Genomic DNA, 18,834 nt, shown 5'->3' with positions numbered 1-18,834 from the left:
TCACAATAATTCATCAATCTTAATTAGATCACATTTTTACTTTAATTGGTATAACTGATCAGGTCAATCCAATCTCTTGTACACATTTTTGTGACGCGATCTTTGCACTCAAGAAATCCATTCCAAGCGCTACAGACCTTCGAAACAATATCGTTATAATCAATGAAGTTTTGGTTTGCTAGATAGTGTTGCCTTAACCAACTCCACACTTGCTCTATAGGGTTAAGCTCTGGTGAGTATGGCGGCAATTTGATAATACTGACATTATCAAATGGGTTAGCAATATCATCGGTATGCCATCCTGCGCCATCCATTATTACCACTGAATGACGGTCTTTTTCTGTGACTTTAGATATCTGCTCTAGATGGTTTATCATGATGTCTTTGTTAACCCAAGGGACGACCATTGCCTCACCAATCCCTCTCGATGGGCACACTGAGCCAAACAAATAAGCGTATTCAAATTGCTGCTGTTTTACTACGCGAGGTCTCGTTCCACGAGTAGCCCAAAGACGTGTTGTTGTGTTCTGCTGACCAAACCTAGCTTCGTCTTGAAACCAGACATCAACACTCTCTAGCCCAATATGGCCGGGGATCTTAAGGATCGTTTCGATTTGGAATTTTTTTAAAATCGTCTTGTATTTGCTGTGATTGTTTAGGGTGTTTGGAACGAGAAGTTATCCAAGAAAAACCCATGTGGTCGAGGAGATAATAGATGGAATTAGGGTGGTAGTGCTTGTCAAAGTGTTTAACGATGTAGTCATGTATATCGCTTCCAACAAGGCGGCCACCAGAAGGTGATTCAGCTTCTTTTTTTATGAAGGCACTGAGTTGAGCCCGCTGCTCATCGGTGAGGTATGCAGGCCTACCAGTCCGAGGTTTTTCTTGAAGTCCTTCTAGGCCTTCTTCAAAAAAAATCCGAACCCATTTATTGACACTGGTTCGACTGACTTTGAGAGATTTTGCAATTTGTGTACGAGAGAGGCCGTCTTTAAAGTGTGCGAGCGCAAGTAAACGCATCTTCATCTGAATGGTTTTTTGCTGGCTCGCAAGCTTTTTGAAGTCAGTGTTATTAAGGCTATCCATGGCTAAATTTCACAATAATTCATCAATCTTAATTAGATCACATTTTTACTTTAATTGGTATAAGACGTGTTGTTTGTTATTTTCATTTAATGCTCCGAAAAACTTATTACTTATATGCCCCTATTCCTCAATGACAGCTAGTATAAATACTAAAGACAAATCATTTAGGATCGTTATGAGGTTACTTTGCGCTGTGGTTACTGTGTTATGTTCATTCGTAGCCATAGCAACGCCTTGGGAAAAGGCAAAGAGCCCGACAGTCAACTCAACATCATCTATTGGCAGTTATGCCAATGGCTGTCTAGACGGCGCGCAGGCTTTGCCTATTAATGGTTTGGGGTATCAGATCATTCGCCCTCAAAGAGAGCGCTACTATGGCCATACAGAAGCTATAAAGTTTATTGAGAGGTTAGGAGTCACGACCAGCGAGAAGCTCAATACTAATTTATTGATCGGTGATATTTCTCTTCCCAGAGGAGGGCGCTTTTCTTCAGGTCATTCAAGTCATCAAACAGGGTTAGATATTGATATATGGCTAAGGTTAACCAGTAAGAGGTTGTCAGAGAACGAATTAGCTGTGCCTAAACCTGTGAGCGTTGTGGATCTTACCAACTACAAATTGCGTGAATCGAATTGGACCGATGATCATTTTCAAGTTATTCGTTATGCGGCGAAAGATGAAAAAGTGGTGCGTATTTTTGTTCATCCAGTGATCAAGCAAACCCTTTGTGAACAAGAAAACTCTGACGCTAATGATAGAGCTTGGTTAGGCAAAATAAGACCTTGGTGGGGACACCACTCCCACTTCCACGTTCGTTTAAAGTGTCCTGAAGGCAGTTCAAACTGCATAGCTCAAGCGAGCCCTCCTAAAGGTGACGGTTGTGGAGATGAACTTGCAAGTTGGGCTCCAAAGACTGTTCCAGTTCCACCTCCTAAAAAAGTAGCGAAAACTAAGAAAAAGAAAAAAGTTAAAGTGATGCCAAGTCAGTGTTTGGCCTTGATATCGAATAAGTAATCCTGTTCATCGAGGCTTTTTACAGTGGTACTGCCACTGGTTTTTTCGACTCTAAAATGGAGAAATATCACACTTTTGTCTAGAGTTTATAAACACGAGATTAAGAACATCGTTTGATATTAATAAAAGCAATAACGGTATCAGCAAGGGCGATGGCGAATTTGACAAGGTTTGGTCAGGGATTGAGTGTTTTGGGGTGAAAGATGCGGCTTATATGCAGTATGCGAAATCAGAGTCTGATACCCGTCGTAGATAATTCAAGGATAAGACTATGACTATGATTTGTGCGAAGGAATTTTCAGAATGGTTAAGACATAGGTTCAACGCTGAAAGCTCGGGTATTTCAATTTCAAGAGATGACATCAATCAGCTAACAGGCAGACAACGTTTAGACCCTAGTTTCGTAAATGATGTTCACTATGAATTGATGCAGTATGGAATGGCATTTGTGACCGATACCAGCAGGGAAAACTTTTATCTTGTTCCTATAGCTCAATCAATAAACTGGCGAGAACGACTCGAATATCAATTTGAAAAAGAGCTCTTCTGCAATATTTATCCAATCGGAAAATCAGGATGAAAAAAAAGGTTCAACTTATGGTTAAGTTGAACCTTTCTTCTTTTAGGTCAAGCCTTGAATGATAACAAACTTCTCAAGTAGCTCGTCATCAGTTTCAATATGGTTTGGGTCAGTGATGATGCATTTTGTAATCGGACACACTGACTGGCATGTTGGCTTTTCATAGTGACCTTTACACTCTGTACATAAATCAGGATCGATCTCGAAGATGCTGTCGCCCATAGTGATTGCACCATTTGGGCATTCAGGATCACACATATCGCAGTTTATGCACTTGTCAGTAATTAACAGAGCCATTATTTTCTTCTCAAGTAAGTCGCTTAAGTAAAAATTATTTGCCTGATGCGTTACGTGTATCTTGGCCTTCGCTCAAGTTACGCATCAGCAAGCCGTACTCTAGATCTAGATCTGCTGGTACAGGAATAAATACAAAGTGACCGTTACCTTTCGCATCGTCGACCGCTTCAGATTTGCGGTTTTCCATAACTTCTAGTTTGAAAACAACGTTACCTTTCGGTGTCATCATTTCTAAGCTGTCGCCTACTAGGAACTTGTTCTTCACTTCTACTTCCGCTAGGTCACCACGGCGCTTACCTGTGAACTCACCAACAAACTGTTGAGTGTCAGAGATAGAGTAACCGTACTCGTAGTTTTGGTATGTATCGTGTGTATGGCGACGTAAGAAGCCTTCAGTGTAACCACGGTGAGCTAGGCTCTCTAGTGTACCCATTAGGCTTTCATCGAATGGTTTGCCTGCCACTGCATCGTCAATAGCTTTACGGTAAACCTGAGCAGTACGTGCACAGTAGTAGAAAGACTTAGTACGACCTTCAATCTTCAGAGAGTGAACACCCATCTTCGTTAGGCGCTCAACGTGTTGGATTGCACGAAGGTCTTTTGAGTTCATGATGTAAGTACCATGCTCATCTTCAAACGCTGCCATTTTCTCTTCTGGCTTGTGTGATTCAGAAAGCAGAACCACTTCGTCTGTTGGTTTACCAAGGCCTAGTGTGTTGTCTGGACGCTCATCTTGAACTTCAATGTCTTGCGTTTCTACTTCTTGAATAGCAACACCAGTAGGGTTTGCTTCAACGATCTGACCGTTTTCGTCTTCTTTCGCTGCTTCTGTTTTGTATTCCCAGCGGCAAGCGTTGGTGCAAGTACCTTGGTTTGGATCGCGCTTGTTCATGTAACCAGAAAGCAGACAACGGCCTGAGTAAGCCATGCAAAGAGCTCCGTGAACAAAGATCTCTAGCTCTGTTTCTGGGCAGTGTTCGCGAATCTCTTCGATCTCTTCAAGCGATAGCTCACGAGATAAAATCACACGCTCAACGCCTTGAGTTGACCAGAACTTAACGGTCGCCCAGTTTACTGCGTTTGCTTGAACAGAAAGATGGATTGGCATTTCAGGGAATGCTTCACGAACCATCATGATAAGACCAGGATCTGACATGATAAGCGCGTCAGGGCCCATGTCTACAACTGGTTTGAGGTCGCGAATGAATGTTTTTAATTTAGAGTTGTGCGGCTGAATGTTACATACAACATATAACTTTTTGCCTTGAGCATGAGCTTCATCGATACCGATTTGTAGGTTTTCGTGATTGAACTCGTTGTTACGAACACGAAGGCTGTAACGAGGCTGGCCTGCGTATACTGCATCTGCGCCGTAGGCGAATGCGTAACGCATGTTTTTGAGGCTTCCTGCCGGTGATAATAGTTCAGGTACAAATGGTTTTTGTGTAGTCATTGCTTCGTTCTCTAATCTGATCTCAAGTCAGGTTGATACCACCAAGTGATATCAAAGGGGCGCAAATTTTACGCTAAAATGAGTTTGGTTGATAGCCCTAAAGATAGCAATGACATTAACAAGAGGGTCTAGAGGCAGATATAAGTGAGAACTTAGTGAGAAATAAGCTCAGATACCGTTAGCACCTGAGCCTATAGTTTGACTGATTAAGCGTTAGGTTGAGTTAACCCGCCTAATGATTCAAATAGGTTTGGAAGGAAAACACTGAACTCACCACAAAGTAGAGAGAAGTCCGCATCAAAACGCGCAGCTTGATCTTCACGAGGAATATCGTCGTTTTCGTCTTTGAGCTCATCACTGAATTTTAGGCGTTTGATGCTGCCATCTTCTGCAAGAATGAATTCAATACGGTCTTGCCAGTTGATAAGAAGTTTCGTCACCATCTTATTGGCTTCGATGTGGTTTTTAATCTCATCAGCTTCTAGTTCTTGTTTCTTAACTCGAACAATACCGCCGTCTTCTTGAATAGATTTTAGTTCTGCTTCATCAAGCATAGTGATGCCTTGTGGCGTATCACCTGATTTCACCCATTCTGTAAGAGTCGTTTCGATCGCTTGCTCTGGGATAGCTGGCACTACTGGCAGGCTACCCATTGTCTTACGTAGCAATGCTAATACATCTTCTGCTTTTTTGTAGCTGCTCGCATCAACCACAATGAAACCTTCTTTTGGCATGATCAGCGCGTAAGTGAAGTTGCTGCGGCTGAATGCTCGAGGAAGTAGATCAATGATGATGTCTTCTTTTAGGCTGTCTTTCTCTTTCTTTTTCAGAGGGGTACCAGACTCTGCCTCAAGCGTTTCTACTTTTGCGTTCAATGATTCTTTGATCACAGAAGCGGGTAGCATTTTCTCTTCTTTCTTTGCACAGATAAGAATGCGGTTTTCTGATACGTGCGTCATCATATCGCCATGTCTACCCATTGCGTGTACCCAACCAAACTTCTGTTTGTCTTGGCTACCACAAGGAGTAAAGCGGAATTCTTCAAGTTGTTTCTCTAGCTGATCTGCGTTGAAATCAATATCACGGTTGAAGCGATAGACTAGGCAATTTTTAAACCACATAAATTTTTCTCATACCTTTTTAGAAGTGCTTCATGATATGAGATCTAATTCGATTTGTCCCTAGCTCTGTATCAAAAGTTATAAAGTGAAATGTTTGAGACAGTTATATGAAAATTTGTTTTCAAAGGTCACAAAAGTGTCATAATTAACTCAGATAATGCAATGCGTTGATTAAATACAAAGGCTATTCAATTATGTCGAGAAGGATTCTGGTCGTTGAAGATGAAGCACCTATTCGTGAGATGCTGTGCTTCGTGCTTGAACAAAAAGGCTACCAAGCAGTAGAGGCTGAAGATTACGATACAGCGGTAAACAAGCTATGTGAACCTTTCCCAGATCTAGTATTACTAGATTGGATGCTACCTGGTGGTAGCGGGATAAACTTTATCAAGCACATGAAGCGTGAAGAGTTAACTCGCAACATCCCAGTGGTGATGCTAACGGCTCGTGGAGAAGAAGAAGATAAGGTGCGTGGTTTAGAAGTGGGTGCTGATGATTACATCACCAAGCCATTTTCACCCAAAGAGCTCGTTGCTCGCCTGAAAGCGGTTATCCGCCGTGTAACGCCTACTGCACTAGAAGATGTGATTGATGTACAAGGTCTTAAGCTAGACCCAGTATCTCACCGCGTTACCGCAAGCGAAGGTCCAGTTGATATGGGACCAACAGAGTTCAAAATGCTGCATTTCTTTATGACTCACCAAGAGCGTGTGTACAGCCGAGAGCAGCTGCTTAACAACGTTTGGGGTACCAATGTTTACGTTGAAGACCGAACGGTTGATGTACATATTCGACGCCTGCGTAAAGCGCTTGAGTCTGCAGGTCACGATAAGCTAATCCAAACGGTTCGTGGCGCTGGCTACCGTTTTTCTACAAAGGCTTAATGTGGCTTCGCTGCCCAGTTTACGGAGTCCTGAATGGTTGAAAAGTTAACCTGGAAAAAGCTGGCTTGGGAGCTGGCTTTTTTTTACGCACCATGGGTTTTAGTCGGATGGATATTCGGTTACCTACCTTGGTTGCTGCTGGCTGCTACGGTATTGCAGCTCGGCTGGCATCTACACAACCAAATGCGTTTGTCCGCATGGCTGTGGGATGAGAAGCGTCTAACTCCACCTTCAGGCTCTGGGAACTGGGAATCTCTGTTTAACGGTATTTATCGTATGCAGCAGAGACAGCGTCGCAAACGCAAAGAACTGACTAACCTTATCCGCCGTTTCCGTAACGGTGCAGAATCGCTTCCCGATGCCGTTGTGGTATTTCGCGGTGAAGGCAATATCGTTTGGTGTAACAAGCTAGCTCAGTATTTGCTGGGCTTTCGTTGGCCAGATGATTCAGGTCAACCGATCTCGAATTTGATTCGTACTCCAGATTTTATTAAGTACCTTAATAAGCAAGATTTCTCTGAGCCATTAGAGATGCCTTCTCCATTGAATGTGGAACGTATGCTTGAGCTGCGTATTGTGCCGTATACCGAGGGTGAACACCTGATGGTGGTACGTGATGTGACCCAGCTTAAGCAGTTAGAAGGCATGCGCCGTAACTTCTTCGCTAACGTTTCTCATGAATTGCGTACGCCGATGACCGTCCTTCAAGGTTACCTTGAAATGACCGAAGATCCAGACATGATCGTTGGCCCAATGTGGACCAAGGCGCATGGCGTAATGACTGAGCAGCTCAATCGAATGAACAGTTTGGTTAATCAACTACTCACGCTTTCGAAAATTGAAGCGGCGCCAATGCATGAGCTCGATGAAGTGGTGAACGTTCCGGCGATGCTTGAGGTTCTTGAGAAAGAAGCGGCAAGCCTAAGTGGTGATCGAGAGCATAAGCTTGAGTTTGATATCGATAAGAGCCTACGCGTTCTTGCTGATGAAGATCAATTGAGAAGTGCTATATCGAATCTGGTTTACAACGCAGTGAAATACACACCACCGGGCGCGACGGTTAAGGTACGTTGGTACCAGACCAGTCAAGGTGCTTGTTTGGATGTATCAGACACCGGAGACGGTATCGAGCCACAACACTTACATCGACTCACAGAGCGTTTCTATCGTGTAGATAAAGCACGCTCACGTGATACAGGTGGTAGTGGTCTTGGATTGGCGATTGTGAAACATGCGCTTAGTCATCATGACTCACATTTAGAAATTCAAAGTGAAGTAGGTGTCGGTAGTCGATTCCATTTTACATTGCCAAATCGACTGACAGTGTCATGAGTTGTGTGACACGCAGGATGCGTTTACCCGTAAGCTTATTGTTAACATTTGCTTTGGTTAACCCAGTTCATGCCGATCAGGGTGTCGACTCACTTCCTGATTACGCTAAGGTGCCGGGTATTTCAGGGAGCCTATTGTCTGTTGGTTCGGATACCTTGGCGGGTATGACGACATTATGGATGGAAGAGTTCAAGTCTTACTACCCGAATGTGAACGCTCAAGTTCAAGCTTCTGGTTCTTCTACTGCCCCTCCTGCTTTAACGGAAGGCACTGCTCACCTTGGACCAATGAGTCGTCCAATGCGCCTACGAGAAGTCGAAGCGTTTGAAAGAGAGCATGGCTATAAGCCGACAGCACTGAGAGTCGCTATCGATGCGATTGGACTTTTTGTGCATCGTGATAACCCTATTGAAGGGCTCAACTTTCACCAGATTGACAGTATATTCTCAGAGACATTGCGTTGCGGAGCGACTAAGCCGCTAAATAATTGGCAAGATTTGGGCATTGACCAACCGTGGGCAAAACATCGATTCCAACTGTTTGGTCGTAATTCTGTATCGGGGACTTATGGATACTTCAAACAGAATGCACTGTGCGGCGGTGACTTTAAAAACCGAGTGAATGAGCAACCTGGTTCGGCTTCAGTCGTTCAGTCGGTCGCTTCATCCATCAGTGGGATTGGCTACTCGGGCATTGGCTACCGCGTAGCAGGTGTTAAGCTGATTCCTATTGCAGAGCACGGCTCTAATTATGTTGAGCCTACGCGTGAGAATATCTTGAGTGGTGATTACCCTCTATCTCGTTTTCTCTATGTGTATGTGAATAAGCATCCGGATAAACCACTTTCTCCGGTTGAGAGAGAGTTCCTTACTTTTGTATTCTCAAAGCAGGGACAAGAACTTGTAGAGAAAGATGGCTATTTAGCAATACCGTCTGAGTTCGCAGAGCAAGAGTTGGCAAAAGTCGGGCTCTAATTCAGGCTGCGATAAACTTAGATAAGAAACGTATGAACAGCTTGCGCGTCGCAGGCTGTTTTAATTTTGACTGTTCGTTATTTTAGCTTTAACGACCATCCTGCATTTTGCCAACGTTGTTGCTCTTCTCTGATCTCATAATCAAGCAGTTGGTTTTGGGCCAACCAATCGCTGTTAGTTCCTTTCAATTCCCAGTTATCCTGTTGTTCAATCGTTAGAGTCACGTCTGGGGCCAGTGCTTGATTTCGCTGACGGTTGAGTAAGATAGCGAGTCTCAATATACGAATCAGCAGGGTGACTTGTTGCTGAGTAAACAGAGAAAGTTCCGGCAAATCTTGTAGTTTGAGCGCTTTTCTTTGATAGCGAACCAATGCTGATATAAGGCGTTGTTGCTCAGTATTAAAGCCTGGCATTGTCGTATGCTTAAGCAGATAAGCCGAATGGCGGTGATAGCCTTGGAATGCAATGCTTTGTCCTACCTCATGAAGTACTGCAGCCCAACCAAGCAGATCATACAGCTCATTAGTGACCGCAGTTGTCACTTGAGGCTGTACTTGTTTCAGCAATGAAAGAGCGAGCACTTTCACTTTCTCGCCATGAGTTACGTCTACATGGTATCGAGAGACGAGCGTTTCGGCAGTTCTTGTTCGAATATCAATATCTTTAAACCTATCCTCCATGTCATAAAGAACGCCTTCTCTCAGGGAACCATCAGAAAAATGTAACTCCTTGATGTCTAGCGTATCCATTGCTGCTGAAAGAATGGTGACGCCTGCAGCAAACACAGGCTTTCTCTCATCACTTAAGCCTGAAAGATTTACGGTGTTGGATGATGAAAACTCACATAAGTGATTCTTTAAATAGGACAGGCGTTGGGGCGTAATGAGACCATCGGTGAACCCTAAGCCAATGAGTACTTCTTTTATTGATTTCGTGGTACCAGATGAGCCAAAAGCGATTTCCCAAGGGGTTTTTGTGTATTCTTCAATCAATGGCATCAATAGACGAGTAGCTGCGGTATAAGCATCTGAGAAGTGTCGTGAAGTTAGCCCTTCGTCAGCAAAGAAACGTTGAGTGAAGTTGACGCATCCCATCGGTAAACTGCGCATAATTAGAGGAGTAAAGCCTTGTCCGGCGACGAGTTCCGTACTCCCTCCACCGATATCAATAACCAACTTAGATTCAGAAGCGGTTTGAGTGTGTTCTGCTCCGTTATAGATTATTCGAGCTTCTTCTTGACCGGAAATGATCTCTATTGGAAAAGGAAACAGTGGCTTGGCTTGCTCTAAGAAGTCTTTAGCGTTTTTGGCTTTTCTTAGGGTATGAGTCGCAACAACTCTGACATCATCAAGCTCAAAATCCGCCAGTCGTTCTGCGAACACCTTGAGGCATTCTAGGCCTCGCTCGATAGCGCTTTCAGATAGGACGTTACGTTCATCCAATCCATCACCTAATCTCACTTTCTGTTTGTGTCTGCTGACTAATTGCAGGTGTTGATCGAATACTCGGGCAACCACCATGTGAAAGCTGTTCGAACCCAAGTCGATAGCGGCAATACATCGAGAATTTTTGTTATCAATTAGCGGCATGATTTCTTCTCTTGTTTGTACTTCTTGCGAGCAAGTTTCTCCATACGTTTAATATAGTGGTAAGTGGAGAGTTGTGACGTCGGGTAATCAAGTAGGTTTGCTGGTGGTTGTGTGTAAGAGTTGCTCATCGCTTGGTCTAGCACTCGAGCTTTGTTGCTGTCATCGAAATGAAACTCGGTGATATCGATAATGGTTTGCTTGATCTTTGGATCTAAAATTGGAGCTGCAACTTCGATGCGGTGATCAAAATTTCGTGTCATCCAGTCAGCGGAAGATATATAGACCTTCGGCTTTCCAGCGTTACCAAATATCATCACTCTCGGATGTTCGAGGAAACGATCGACCACACTGACTATCTCAATATGATCACTGATGTTGGGTATGCCAGGGACAAGAGAGCACATGCCGCGAATGACCATTCTCACTTTTACATTGGCTTGGCTAGCCTGATAGAGCTTTTCAATGATCTCTCGATCGACCAAGTTGTTGAGTTTTAGAGTGATGCTTGCAGGTTTACCTTCTATCGCGTTTTGTATTTCATTATCTATCAATTGGTACAGACGTTTTCTAGTATTCTTCGGTGACACAATCAGTTGTTTGAACTGTGATTTTTGATAAGGGTTTTCAATATATTTAAAGACTTGTCTCACCTCTTGGGTCAAATCTTCATTCGCAGTGAGCAGAGAAAAATCGGTATACACGCGTGCTGTTACTTCATGAAAGTTACCGGTGCCAATATGGGCGTAATGCGCCGTATGCTTGCCTTCTTTCCGTTTAATGAGCAGCAGTTTGGAGTGGACTTTCAAACTTGGGATGCCATGGATGACTTTTATACCGGCTTCTTGAAGTTTCTTTGTCCACTGAATATTGGCTTGTTCATCAAAGCGAGCTTGCAGCTCGACAACCACTGTGACCTTTTTTCCATTGTGTGCCGCATCGATGATTGAGCTAAGGAGTTTGGAGCCTTCTGCAACACGGTAAACGTTTATTTTTATGGAGGTTACTTTCGGGTCAAAGGAAGCCTGCCTAACCAGTTCAGTGATGTGATTAAAGGTGTGATAAGGGTAATGCAACAAGATGTCACGAGCTTTGATCGCTTCAAAATAGTTTGGATGGTGGCTAAAATGCGCGCACTTAATCGCGGGTAAAGGGCGATTAACTAAATCACGTCGGTTAAGGCTTGGGAACTCAGAGAAATGTTTGAAGTTGTGGTAGCGACCTCCGGCGATAACACTGTCGTAGTCAGATAGTTTTAGTCTGACTTGTAAGAAACTGAGCATTTCAGCTGGCATTTCTGACTCATAGATAAGGCGTATCGGTAGTGCCGTTAAGCGCTGTTCTAAACCTAAAGACATCGATTCTAATAGGCTGCTTTCATTGTTCTCTTGAAGGTCATAATCGGCGTCACGAGTCATTTTTATAGCAAAGCAACGCACGGAGTCATACTCAAAGAACCCTTTAAGTAAGTCATCCAAACAAAATCGAACTATATTATCTAATAAGATCAAAGTAGTACGCTGAGAACCTGAGGTGTCTGGTAACTTAACAAATCGAGGGAGTGCTTCTGATGGGATTTCGAGTAAGACATATTGAGAAGATGCCTCACGCTCGATGTCGATGGCTAAGTAACTTTGCTCGTCTTTCATAATATTGAGCAACTGGCGATCTTCGTTCAAGAGAATCGGAGTTAAGTGTGGCAGCACTTTTTTCTTAAAGTACTTTTTTATCCAGCCACTTTGTTCTTCGCTGATTTGTTGTTCGTTGACCAGAAAAATACGATTGCGTACCAATTCCAATAGCAAGTCGTTATACAGTTCATGGAATTGAGCATCGAGCTTGCTTGCTTTGCTCTGCATTTTAGTCAGTAGGCTTTTCGGCGAGTTGGAGGTTAGCTGTGGATCTTGAAGTAAGATCTTTCGTTTCACGTCAGCAAATCGGACTTTGTAAAACTCATCGAGGTTTTTCGAGTAAATACCTAAAAAACGAACTCTTTCGATTAAGGGGACTGACTTATCTGCCGCTTCTTGGAGCACTCTTTCGTTGAAGGATAACCAGCTAAGTTCTTTTGTGACATAGTCTTTTTCCATCGAGATGATAATCCTTGAGTGCTGGCTATAGAGCTGATTACTTTAATTTAGAATGACAAAATTCACAAAATCTATGATCTTACTTTAAGAAATATGGTCAACAAACTTGTTATTAGTTTCAGTTGTTTAACGTAACTTGTAATATAATTGTCATCTAACGTACATATTATGTCAGTAGCTAAAAAAAGGTAGATAAACAGATGGCTTCAGCCCAATTTTCATTGAAAGAGCGTGACAAAAAAAGATGGTTGAAAGATCGTCTCGTCCGTTTTTCAGTGACATGCGGTGCCGTCAGTGTTCTAGCCGCTCTAGTATTGATCTTTGTTTACTTGGCGATGGTCATTTTACCGGTGTTTTCTGATACTGGCTTAGAGACAGACCAAGCCGTAAAGACCGTTGCTGTAGAAAAGCCTATCGCCTTATCTGTTGATGAATACGGTCAGCATGCATTTACTATCGAAAAATCTGGCTTGGTGCAGTTTTGGGATTTAGAGTCTCAAAATACACACTCTTACTTTGAGCGAAATGTTTTAGCCAATCCTGTTGCCTTCTCTCGAAATACCCCATCAGAAAACTGGTTTGCCTTTGCCGATAGTGCAAGCAACCTTACTTTTTTCTATCCTGAGTATAGTGCGCCTGTGCTGCAAAAGGGCAGTGAAGCCGATCCTAAAATTGAGCAAATCGATCTCCCAGAACCATTTTTAAATGATGAACCCTCAAATGGGGCGACGATCGACAAATTCGCGTTCTCTAAGAATGGACGTGGGATTACGGTTGCCGCGCAGTTAAGTGACCAACGAGTCTTGGTTAAGTGGTATCAGAGTGACCTTACTGGTCAGTATGTTTTTCAGAAGAGCCAATGGCTATCGGATAAGTTGGGCTTGCAGCAGCAACTGTTTGTCACACCTGATGGGCAAACCTTATACCTACGAGCACAATCGGATTTGGTTGTTTTGAAACTATCAGATAACGGTTTTGATGTTCGTGAAGTGATTGATCTTAGCTTAAATGATGCGAAGCATTCCGTGAAAAGCATCGATTTATTGTCTGGCGCATACTCGTTGTTGGTTACGCATGAGGACGGACAGGTTTCTCAATGGTTCGATGTACTCAAAGATGAAAAGCGTAGCCTGACCCATATTCGAGACTTCCAACTTGCTGAACAAGTGCAATTTATTCTTCCTGATACTTATAGAAAGGGTTTTTATAGCTTCTATAAGAACGGCACATTACAAAGCCACTATACGACCAGTGAAAAGCTGTCGCTGTTCGAGCGTGCATTTGATAAATCACCACAATTAGCGGCTATGTCTGCCAATGAACTGCATCTGGCGACGCTGATTGATGGCACCATCAGTGTGGCTAAAGTCGACAATGAATACCCACAGATCTCATTCTCATCGCTTTGGCAAAAGGTCTGGTATGAAAGTTACCCTGAGCCACAATACGTTTGGCAATCAACCTCGGCGAACGATGACTTTGAAGAGAAATTCAGTTTAGTACCTATCACGTTCGGTACTATTAAAGCCGCTCTGTTTGCGATGATGTTTGCCGTGCCGGTTGCTGTGCTCGGAGCTATTTACACCGCTTACTTCATGTCTCCACGCATGCGAAGAGTGGTGAAGCCTTCGATAGAACTGATGGAAGCGCTTCCAACCGTCATCATCGGATTCTTGGCTGGCCTTTGGTTTGCTCCAATTGTCGAAACGCATTTAACGGCCGTCTTCTCATTAATGGTGTTATTACCGTTGAGTACATTGTTGACGGGGTTTGTTTGGTTCTGCTTGCCTAAGATGGTGACGAGTCGTTTCTCTAACGGTTGGCATGCCTTAATATTGATCCCGGTATTGGTGATTACGGTGGTGGCCGTCTTTGCTGGTGGAAACAGCATTGAAGCCTTGTTGTTTGGTGGTGATATTCGTACTTTCTTAGCGAGTTATGGCATCGACTTTGACCAACGCAATGCGCTGGTAGTTGGTTTTGCTATGGGTTTTGCTGTCATCCCAACGATTTTTACTATCGCCGAAGACGCTATTTTCTCTGTGCCTAAACATTTATCCGATGGCTCATTAGCGTTGGGTGCGACGGCGTGGCAGACCCTTATTTATGTGGTGTTATTGACGGCTAGCCCAGGTATCTTTTCAGCGGTCATGATGGGACTAGGGCGAGCGGTTGGCGAAACCATGATTGTCTTGATGGCAACAGGTAACACACCAATTCTCGATTGGAATATTTTGGAAGGGATGAGGACGCTATCCGCAACGATTGCTGTCGAACTACCAGAATCAGAGGTGGGTGGTTCTCACTTCCGCTTGTTGTTCTTAGCGGCACTCTTGCTGTTTATTTTCACGTTCGCGGTGAACTCTGTCGCAGAGTGGGTTAGACAAAGATTGAGAGATAAATATCGTGCGCTGTAGTTTTAAAGGTTCACCTCAATGTGTCTCAATGGCTTTTCGTTGCGTGACTAGCGTGGCTAGCGTATCTCGCGAACTTGGCTGTTTCTTGGTTTCAGCATGTCAACAGCAAGGTCGATCATGATGAACAAATTGAAGTCATTATTATCTTGGGTTAAATCGGGATCTCCGTGGATCTGGCTTACGGGCGGGGCGGTGAGCATCAGTATGCTTTCTGTTCTTGGTCTTATGTTGTTGATTGGCTGGAAGGGCTTAACCTATTTCTGGCCTGCTCCTTTGTATCAATGGCAAGTCGACTCCAAAGACCTATCGTTAGTGGTTGATCTGGACGAAACCGTATCAAAACAAGATGTATTGATTGGCCAGTTGTATGAACGTAAATACATCCCGATAGAGCAAGTTCCACAAGTCCATGACCTTTTGTCGCCTCAAAATTTGTCGACGGGACTAATTCAGCGCTTAAGTATCAAAGTCGCCAACAGAGAACTGTACCCTGCGGACTTTGTTTCTATTCTGGATGTTAACTTACGTGAACCCACTACCCCGCTTGATTGGGTTGTGATTGAACGAAGTCGAGGTGGTTATTTCTTTGGTAAGCCGGTGGGTTTTAAAACCGCTTCTGGCACCTTTGATTCGAACATAGACCAAAAGCTCGAACAAGGCTTGGCGTTCGCTGATGCGCTACGTAAAGAAACGTCGCGTGTCGTGAACCAAGAAATTCGTAATATCAGCTGGCAATTGGAAAACCTGCGCTTAGAAAAGCGTAAGCTTGAACTCAATGAGTCAGTGAGTGATGAATACCTTACAACCTATACTCAAACTAAACTGGAATTAAACCGCCAGTTAGGTGAAGCCGAAGTTAAGCTTGAGCACCTTAGAACGCAACTTAATGTCGAAAGCTTGCTGGTTGAGGATATGACAGGCGAGCTGGTCGAGATCTCGCTCAGCCACATTCTGGATTATTGGTACCCAAATAATATGTCTTACCTAGAAAAGGTTGGGCACTGGGGCAAACAAGTTTGGAAATTCTTATCAGAGAACCCACGAGACTCAAACTCTGAAGGCGGTGTATTCCCTGCCATTTTCGGTACAGTACTGTTGGTTATTCTCATGTCGATCGTCGTGATGCCTCTTGGCGTGGTCGCTGCGATATATCTTCATGAATACGCAAAAAACAACGCACTAACACGTTTAATTCGTATCGCCGTGATTAACTTGGCGGGTGTACCGTCGATTGTGTATGGCGTTTTTGGTTTAGGCTTTTTCGTCTATACCATTGGTGGCTCGATTGATACGTTGTTCTATGCAGAGCGATTGCCAGCACCGACATTTGGTACGCCGGGTCTACTTTGGTCAGCACTAACCTTAGCGGTCTTGACGCTTCCAGTCGTTATCGTAACCACGGAAGAGGGCTTAACGCGTATTCCTAGTGCAGTGAGGCACGGTTCATTAGCGCTTGGTGCGACTCAATTTGAGACGCTTTGGCGCATTGTTTTACCGATGGCAAGCCCAGCGATTATCACTGGTTTAATTTTGGCAATCGCGAGATCCGCGGGGGAAGTTGCACCACTTATGCTGGTGGGTGTTGTTAAATTGGCATCTAGCTTGCCAGTCGATGGTCAGTTTCCGTATTTACACTTAGATAGAAAGTTCATGCATTTAGGCTTTCATATCTATGATGTTGGTTTTCAAACCTCTAATATCGAAGCGGCACGACCTTTAGTGTATGCGACTTCATTTTTATTGGTTACGGTGATTGTTGGGTTGAACTTAACAGCCATCAATATCCGTAATAACTTGCGTGAAAAATACCGAACCTTAGGACAAGATTAGATGTTCTCGATTAATGAAACCTTGGGTTACCAAGCACCACTTGATGTTCACAATCTGAAGGATGAGCAAATTGCTATCTCGATCGAAGGGCTAAATCTTTACTATAAAGAGAGCCAAGCACTTGATGATATCTCGATGCAGATCCCGAAGGGGCAGGTGACGGCGTTTATCGGCCCTTCTGGGTGTGGTAAGTCGACTCTGCTGCGCTGCATTAATCGCATGAACGATCTTGTTGAAGGCTGTAAGGTTTCCGGGAAAGTGAAGCTTCATGGCAAGAACGTCTATCACCCTAAGGTGGATGTTGCGACCTTACGACGCCGTGTTGGTATGGTATTCCAGCGTCCAAACCCTTTTCCTAAATCTATCTATGAGAATGTGGTTTATGGCTTGAGGCTACAAGGCGTTAGCAACAGCCGAGACCTTGATGATGCGGTTGAACGCTCTCTGCGCGCTGCTGCGTTATGGGATGAAGTGAAAGATCGGTTGCATGAGAATGCTTTTGGTTTATCTGGCGGTCAACAGCAGCGTTTGGTTATCGCTCGTGCGGTTGCGATTGAGCCTGAAGTGCTGTTGTTAGATGAGCCGACATCGGCACTCGATCCGATTTCTACTTTGACGATTGAAGAGTTGATCAACGATCTCAAAACGCAATACACAGTGGTGATTGTTACCCACAACATGCAACAAGCCGCGCGTGTAAGTGACCATACTGCCTTTATTCATATGGGAAAATTGATCGAGTACTCAGATACGGACTCAATTTTTACGTCTCCATTGAAAAACCAGACGGAAGACTACATTACTGGTAGATATGGCTAACCTCTCCAAAGGTGTCATCTAGAGCTAAGTCACTCTACAAAAATGGCTTTCTTCATTTCTTTCAAGGAGCAAGTATGCATTTCGGTCGCCACATTTCAGGGCAATTCAATGTCGAGTTAGAATCGATCCGTACTCATGTATTGACCATGGGCGGGTTAGTGGAGCAGCAACTCTCGTTTGCAATGCAGGCGCTTCATAAAGACGATGTTGAATTGGCCAAAAAAGTGATTCGTGATGACCACAAAGTGAATGCGATGGAAGTGTCGATTGATGAGGCTTGTACTCGAATCATTGCAAAGCGTCAGCCGACAGCGAAGGATCTGCGTTTGATTATGGCGATCATCAAAACGATTACCGATCTGGAACGTATTGGCGATGTTGCTTCTAAAATTGCGCAAGGTGCTATTGAGATCCCTTCAACCAAAGAGCAGAAATTCCACGTATCTTTAGAGCCTCTTTGCCGTCAGGCTATCACCATGCTTCACCAAGTATTAGATGCTTTTGCTCGTATGGATGTTGATGCGGCAGCTGAAGTTCACAAGCTTGATGATAAGTTGGATGCGGAGTACGAGGCCGTTATTCGTCAGTTAATGACCTATATGATGGAAGACCCTAAGAACATTCCTAATATTTTGCAGGTGATGTGGTCAGCGCGTGCGATTGAGCGAGTGGGAGACCGCTGCCAAAATATCTGCGAATACATTATTTACTTTGTGAAGGGTAAAGATGTACGTCACCTAGGCGATCAAAGCCTTGATGACGCACTCAAATAGAGCTTATCTTTAGAAGCTAATAATGGCACCAAGATTGAAATTGACCGTTGTGTCGTAAGGCACAAAGGTTTTGTTGTGATCAAAAATATTCATATCAACACCAGCACGTAATCCAAGCATTGGTGTCGCTTGGTAAACGTAGGCACCACCTAGGCTTATACCATGTGTTGTTTTCTCTTCTACTTCGCCTGAGCGCGTTTTTGTACCGTCATAACTTGCCACACCAATCTCAGCCTGAAAGCCGTGGGTTTGGTTTCTTCCAAACATGTTTTGCTTCGTAACAGGTTTAAATCAAGAGAGCTGAATAAGTCTTTAGCCATATCTATCCATGAAAATTTTCTGCGCTATTAAATCTAATATACGTCAGTCAGTTAGATTAGTCAGCGAGGTTCTCTGGATTTATGCTGGCGACTATTGCCCTAAGCGGTGAGGGCGGCTCTCACATCAGATATCTTACTCGCATCTGTCACTGGGATCTGATAATCATCAATATTATCACTGCCCATTTGAGCACTTGAGTTGTTTACCATTAGACTCGGCCTTGTCGATTTACCTGAAAGGTGAAGAGCAGGTACTT

The 18,834-nt window shown here is 43.8% G+C and carries 15 protein-coding genes and 2 pseudogenes; 9 read left to right on the top strand and 8 right to left on the bottom strand.

What is annotated here, in order from left to right; translation table 11 throughout:
* Positions 1-41: 41 nt before the first annotated feature.
* Positions 42-1,086 (bottom strand): IS630 family transposase gene (locus A136_RS22250; protein WP_141707900.1). Its coding sequence is split into 2 segments (ribosomal slippage): positions 42-626 and positions 628-1,086, totalling 1,044 coding nucleotides; the frame shifts between segments, so codons are not numbered across the junction.
* 175 nt (positions 1,087-1,261) lie between these two features.
* On the opposite strand from A136_RS22250, the gene mepA reads away from it, so the two are divergent.
* Together mepA and A136_RS11330 are read left to right on the top strand one after the other, a co-directional pair.
* Entirely contained in the window at positions 1,262-2,101 is an 840-nt protein-coding gene (gene mepA / locus A136_RS11335; RefSeq protein WP_017062849.1) for a penicillin-insensitive murein endopeptidase, read from the top strand.
* Between the two features lie 271 nt (positions 2,102-2,372).
* Positions 2,373-2,681 carry a hypothetical protein gene (locus A136_RS11330; RefSeq protein ID WP_017062536.1) on the top strand — a complete coding sequence of 103 codons (309 nt, stop codon included), beginning with the start codon at positions 2,373-2,375 and terminating at the stop codon, positions 2,679-2,681.
* A gap of 42 nt (positions 2,682-2,723) precedes the next feature.
* Here A136_RS11330 and A136_RS11325 read toward each other — a convergent pair whose 3' ends face one another.
* From A136_RS11325 to rdgC, 3 genes are all read right to left on the bottom strand, one after another.
* On the bottom strand, positions 2,724-2,978 hold the full coding sequence (locus A136_RS11325) for a YfhL family 4Fe-4S dicluster ferredoxin (RefSeq protein WP_004735061.1): 255 nt from the start codon (positions 2,976-2,978) through the stop codon (positions 2,724-2,726).
* A 34-nt stretch (positions 2,979-3,012) separates the two neighbouring features.
* Positions 3,013-4,431, bottom strand: a complete 1,419-nt coding sequence (yegQ, locus tag A136_RS11320; RefSeq protein WP_017062848.1) for a tRNA 5-hydroxyuridine modification protein YegQ — start codon at positions 4,429-4,431, stop codon at positions 3,013-3,015.
* Between the two features lie 206 nt (positions 4,432-4,637).
* Positions 4,638-5,552, bottom strand: a complete 915-nt coding sequence (gene rdgC / locus A136_RS11315) for a recombination-associated protein RdgC (RefSeq protein WP_017062534.1) — start codon at positions 5,550-5,552, stop codon at positions 4,638-4,640.
* 194 nt (positions 5,553-5,746) lie between these two features.
* Between rdgC and phoB the strand changes: the two genes are divergently transcribed.
* From phoB to A136_RS11300, 3 genes are read left to right on the top strand one after another with little or no spacing between them, the layout of a single operon-like run.
* On the top strand, positions 5,747-6,436 hold the full coding sequence (gene phoB, locus A136_RS11310; protein WP_004735064.1) for a phosphate regulon transcriptional regulator PhoB: 690 nt from the start codon (positions 5,747-5,749) through the stop codon (positions 6,434-6,436).
* Positions 6,437-6,469: 33 nt separating this feature from the next.
* Complete coding sequence (gene phoR / locus A136_RS11305; protein WP_017062847.1) at positions 6,470-7,768, top strand: phosphate regulon sensor histidine kinase PhoR; 1,299 nt, start codon at positions 6,470-6,472, stop codon at positions 7,766-7,768.
* Entirely contained in the window at positions 7,765-8,742 is a 978-nt protein-coding gene (locus tag A136_RS11300) for a PstS family phosphate ABC transporter substrate-binding protein (RefSeq protein WP_032546748.1), read from the top strand. The genes phoR and A136_RS11300 overlap by 4 nt, the downstream gene beginning before the upstream one ends.
* Before the next feature lie 77 nt (positions 8,743-8,819).
* Here the strand turns inward: A136_RS11300 and ppx are convergent, their stop codons facing one another.
* Both ppx and ppk1 read right to left on the bottom strand, forming a co-directional pair.
* On the bottom strand, positions 8,820-10,331 hold the full coding sequence (ppx, locus tag A136_RS11295; protein ID WP_017062845.1) for an exopolyphosphatase: 1,512 nt from the start codon (positions 10,329-10,331) through the stop codon (positions 8,820-8,822).
* The gene (ppk1, locus tag A136_RS11290) at positions 10,322-12,418 is read right to left on the bottom strand and encodes a polyphosphate kinase 1 (protein WP_017062844.1); all 2,097 of its coding nucleotides are present in this window, start codon (positions 12,416-12,418) and stop codon (positions 10,322-10,324) included. The genes ppx and ppk1 overlap by 10 nt, the downstream gene beginning before the upstream one ends.
* A gap of 200 nt (positions 12,419-12,618) precedes the next feature.
* Here ppk1 and A136_RS11285 point away from each other — a divergent pair, with 200 nt between their 5' ends.
* From A136_RS11285 to phoU, 4 genes are all read left to right on the top strand, one after another.
* The gene (locus tag A136_RS11285; RefSeq protein WP_017062843.1) at positions 12,619-14,835 is read left to right on the top strand and encodes an ABC transporter permease subunit; all 2,217 of its coding nucleotides are present in this window, start codon (positions 12,619-12,621) and stop codon (positions 14,833-14,835) included.
* Between the two features lie 120 nt (positions 14,836-14,955).
* The gene (gene pstA / locus A136_RS11280; RefSeq protein WP_017062842.1) at positions 14,956-16,665 is read left to right on the top strand and encodes a phosphate ABC transporter permease PstA; all 1,710 of its coding nucleotides are present in this window, start codon (positions 14,956-14,958) and stop codon (positions 16,663-16,665) included.
* Positions 16,666-17,484: a phosphate ABC transporter ATP-binding protein PstB gene (gene pstB, locus A136_RS11275; protein WP_009848269.1), complete on the top strand. Its 819-nt coding sequence runs from the start codon at positions 16,666-16,668 to the stop codon at positions 17,482-17,484.
* Positions 17,485-17,558: 74 nt separating this feature from the next.
* Positions 17,559-18,257 (top strand): phosphate signaling complex protein PhoU, encoded by a 699-nt coding sequence (gene phoU, locus A136_RS11270; RefSeq protein ID WP_009848270.1) that lies wholly within the window; start codon positions 17,559-17,561, stop codon positions 18,255-18,257.
* A gap of 9 nt (positions 18,258-18,266) precedes the next feature.
* On the opposite strand, the pseudogene A136_RS11265 reads toward phoU, so the two are convergent.
* Positions 18,267-18,530 (bottom strand): annotated as a pseudogene (locus A136_RS11265) (hypothetical protein); the annotation flags it as partial.
* A 146-nt stretch (positions 18,531-18,676) separates the two neighbouring features.
* Positions 18,677-18,834: pseudogene (locus A136_RS22630) on the bottom strand (copper homeostasis protein CutC); the annotation flags it as partial.

The sequence above is a fragment of the Vibrio crassostreae 9ZC13 genome (genome assembly GCF_000272045.2).
Classification (GTDB): domain Bacteria; phylum Pseudomonadota; class Gammaproteobacteria; order Enterobacterales; family Vibrionaceae; genus Vibrio; species Vibrio crassostreae_C.
The sequence above is the reverse complement of the archived record's forward strand: the minus strand, read 5'-3'. Positions and strand labels throughout refer to the sequence as shown.

Excerpts from the sequence above, each read along its gene's own strand:
- mepA (WP_017062849.1), top strand. The coding sequence starts at position 1,262 with ATGAGGTTACTTTGCGCTGTGGTTACTGTGTTATGTTCATTCGTAGCC.
- A136_RS11330 (WP_017062536.1), top strand. The coding sequence starts at position 2,373 with ATGACTATGATTTGTGCGAAGGAATTTTCAGAATGGTTAAGACATAGG.
- A136_RS11325 (WP_004735061.1), bottom strand. The coding sequence starts at position 2,978 with ATGGCTCTGTTAATTACTGACAAGTGCATAAACTGCGATATGTGTGAT.
- yegQ (WP_017062848.1), bottom strand. The coding sequence starts at position 4,431 with ATGACTACACAAAAACCATTTGTACCTGAACTATTATCACCGGCAGGA.
- rdgC (WP_017062534.1), bottom strand. The coding sequence starts at position 5,552 with ATGTGGTTTAAAAATTGCCTAGTCTATCGCTTCAACCGTGATATTGAT.
- phoB (WP_004735064.1), top strand. The coding sequence starts at position 5,747 with ATGTCGAGAAGGATTCTGGTCGTTGAAGATGAAGCACCTATTCGTGAG.
- phoR (WP_017062847.1), top strand. The coding sequence starts at position 6,470 with ATGGTTGAAAAGTTAACCTGGAAAAAGCTGGCTTGGGAGCTGGCTTTT.
- A136_RS11300 (WP_032546748.1), top strand. The coding sequence starts at position 7,765 with ATGAGTTGTGTGACACGCAGGATGCGTTTACCCGTAAGCTTATTGTTA.
- ppx (WP_017062845.1), bottom strand. The coding sequence starts at position 10,331 with ATGCCGCTAATTGATAACAAAAATTCTCGATGTATTGCCGCTATCGAC.
- ppk1 (WP_017062844.1), bottom strand. The coding sequence starts at position 12,418 with ATGGAAAAAGACTATGTCACAAAAGAACTTAGCTGGTTATCCTTCAAC.
- A136_RS11285 (WP_017062843.1), top strand. The coding sequence starts at position 12,619 with ATGGCTTCAGCCCAATTTTCATTGAAAGAGCGTGACAAAAAAAGATGG.
- pstA (WP_017062842.1), top strand. The coding sequence starts at position 14,956 with ATGAACAAATTGAAGTCATTATTATCTTGGGTTAAATCGGGATCTCCG.
- pstB (WP_009848269.1), top strand. The coding sequence starts at position 16,666 with ATGTTCTCGATTAATGAAACCTTGGGTTACCAAGCACCACTTGATGTT.
- phoU (WP_009848270.1), top strand. The coding sequence starts at position 17,559 with ATGCATTTCGGTCGCCACATTTCAGGGCAATTCAATGTCGAGTTAGAA.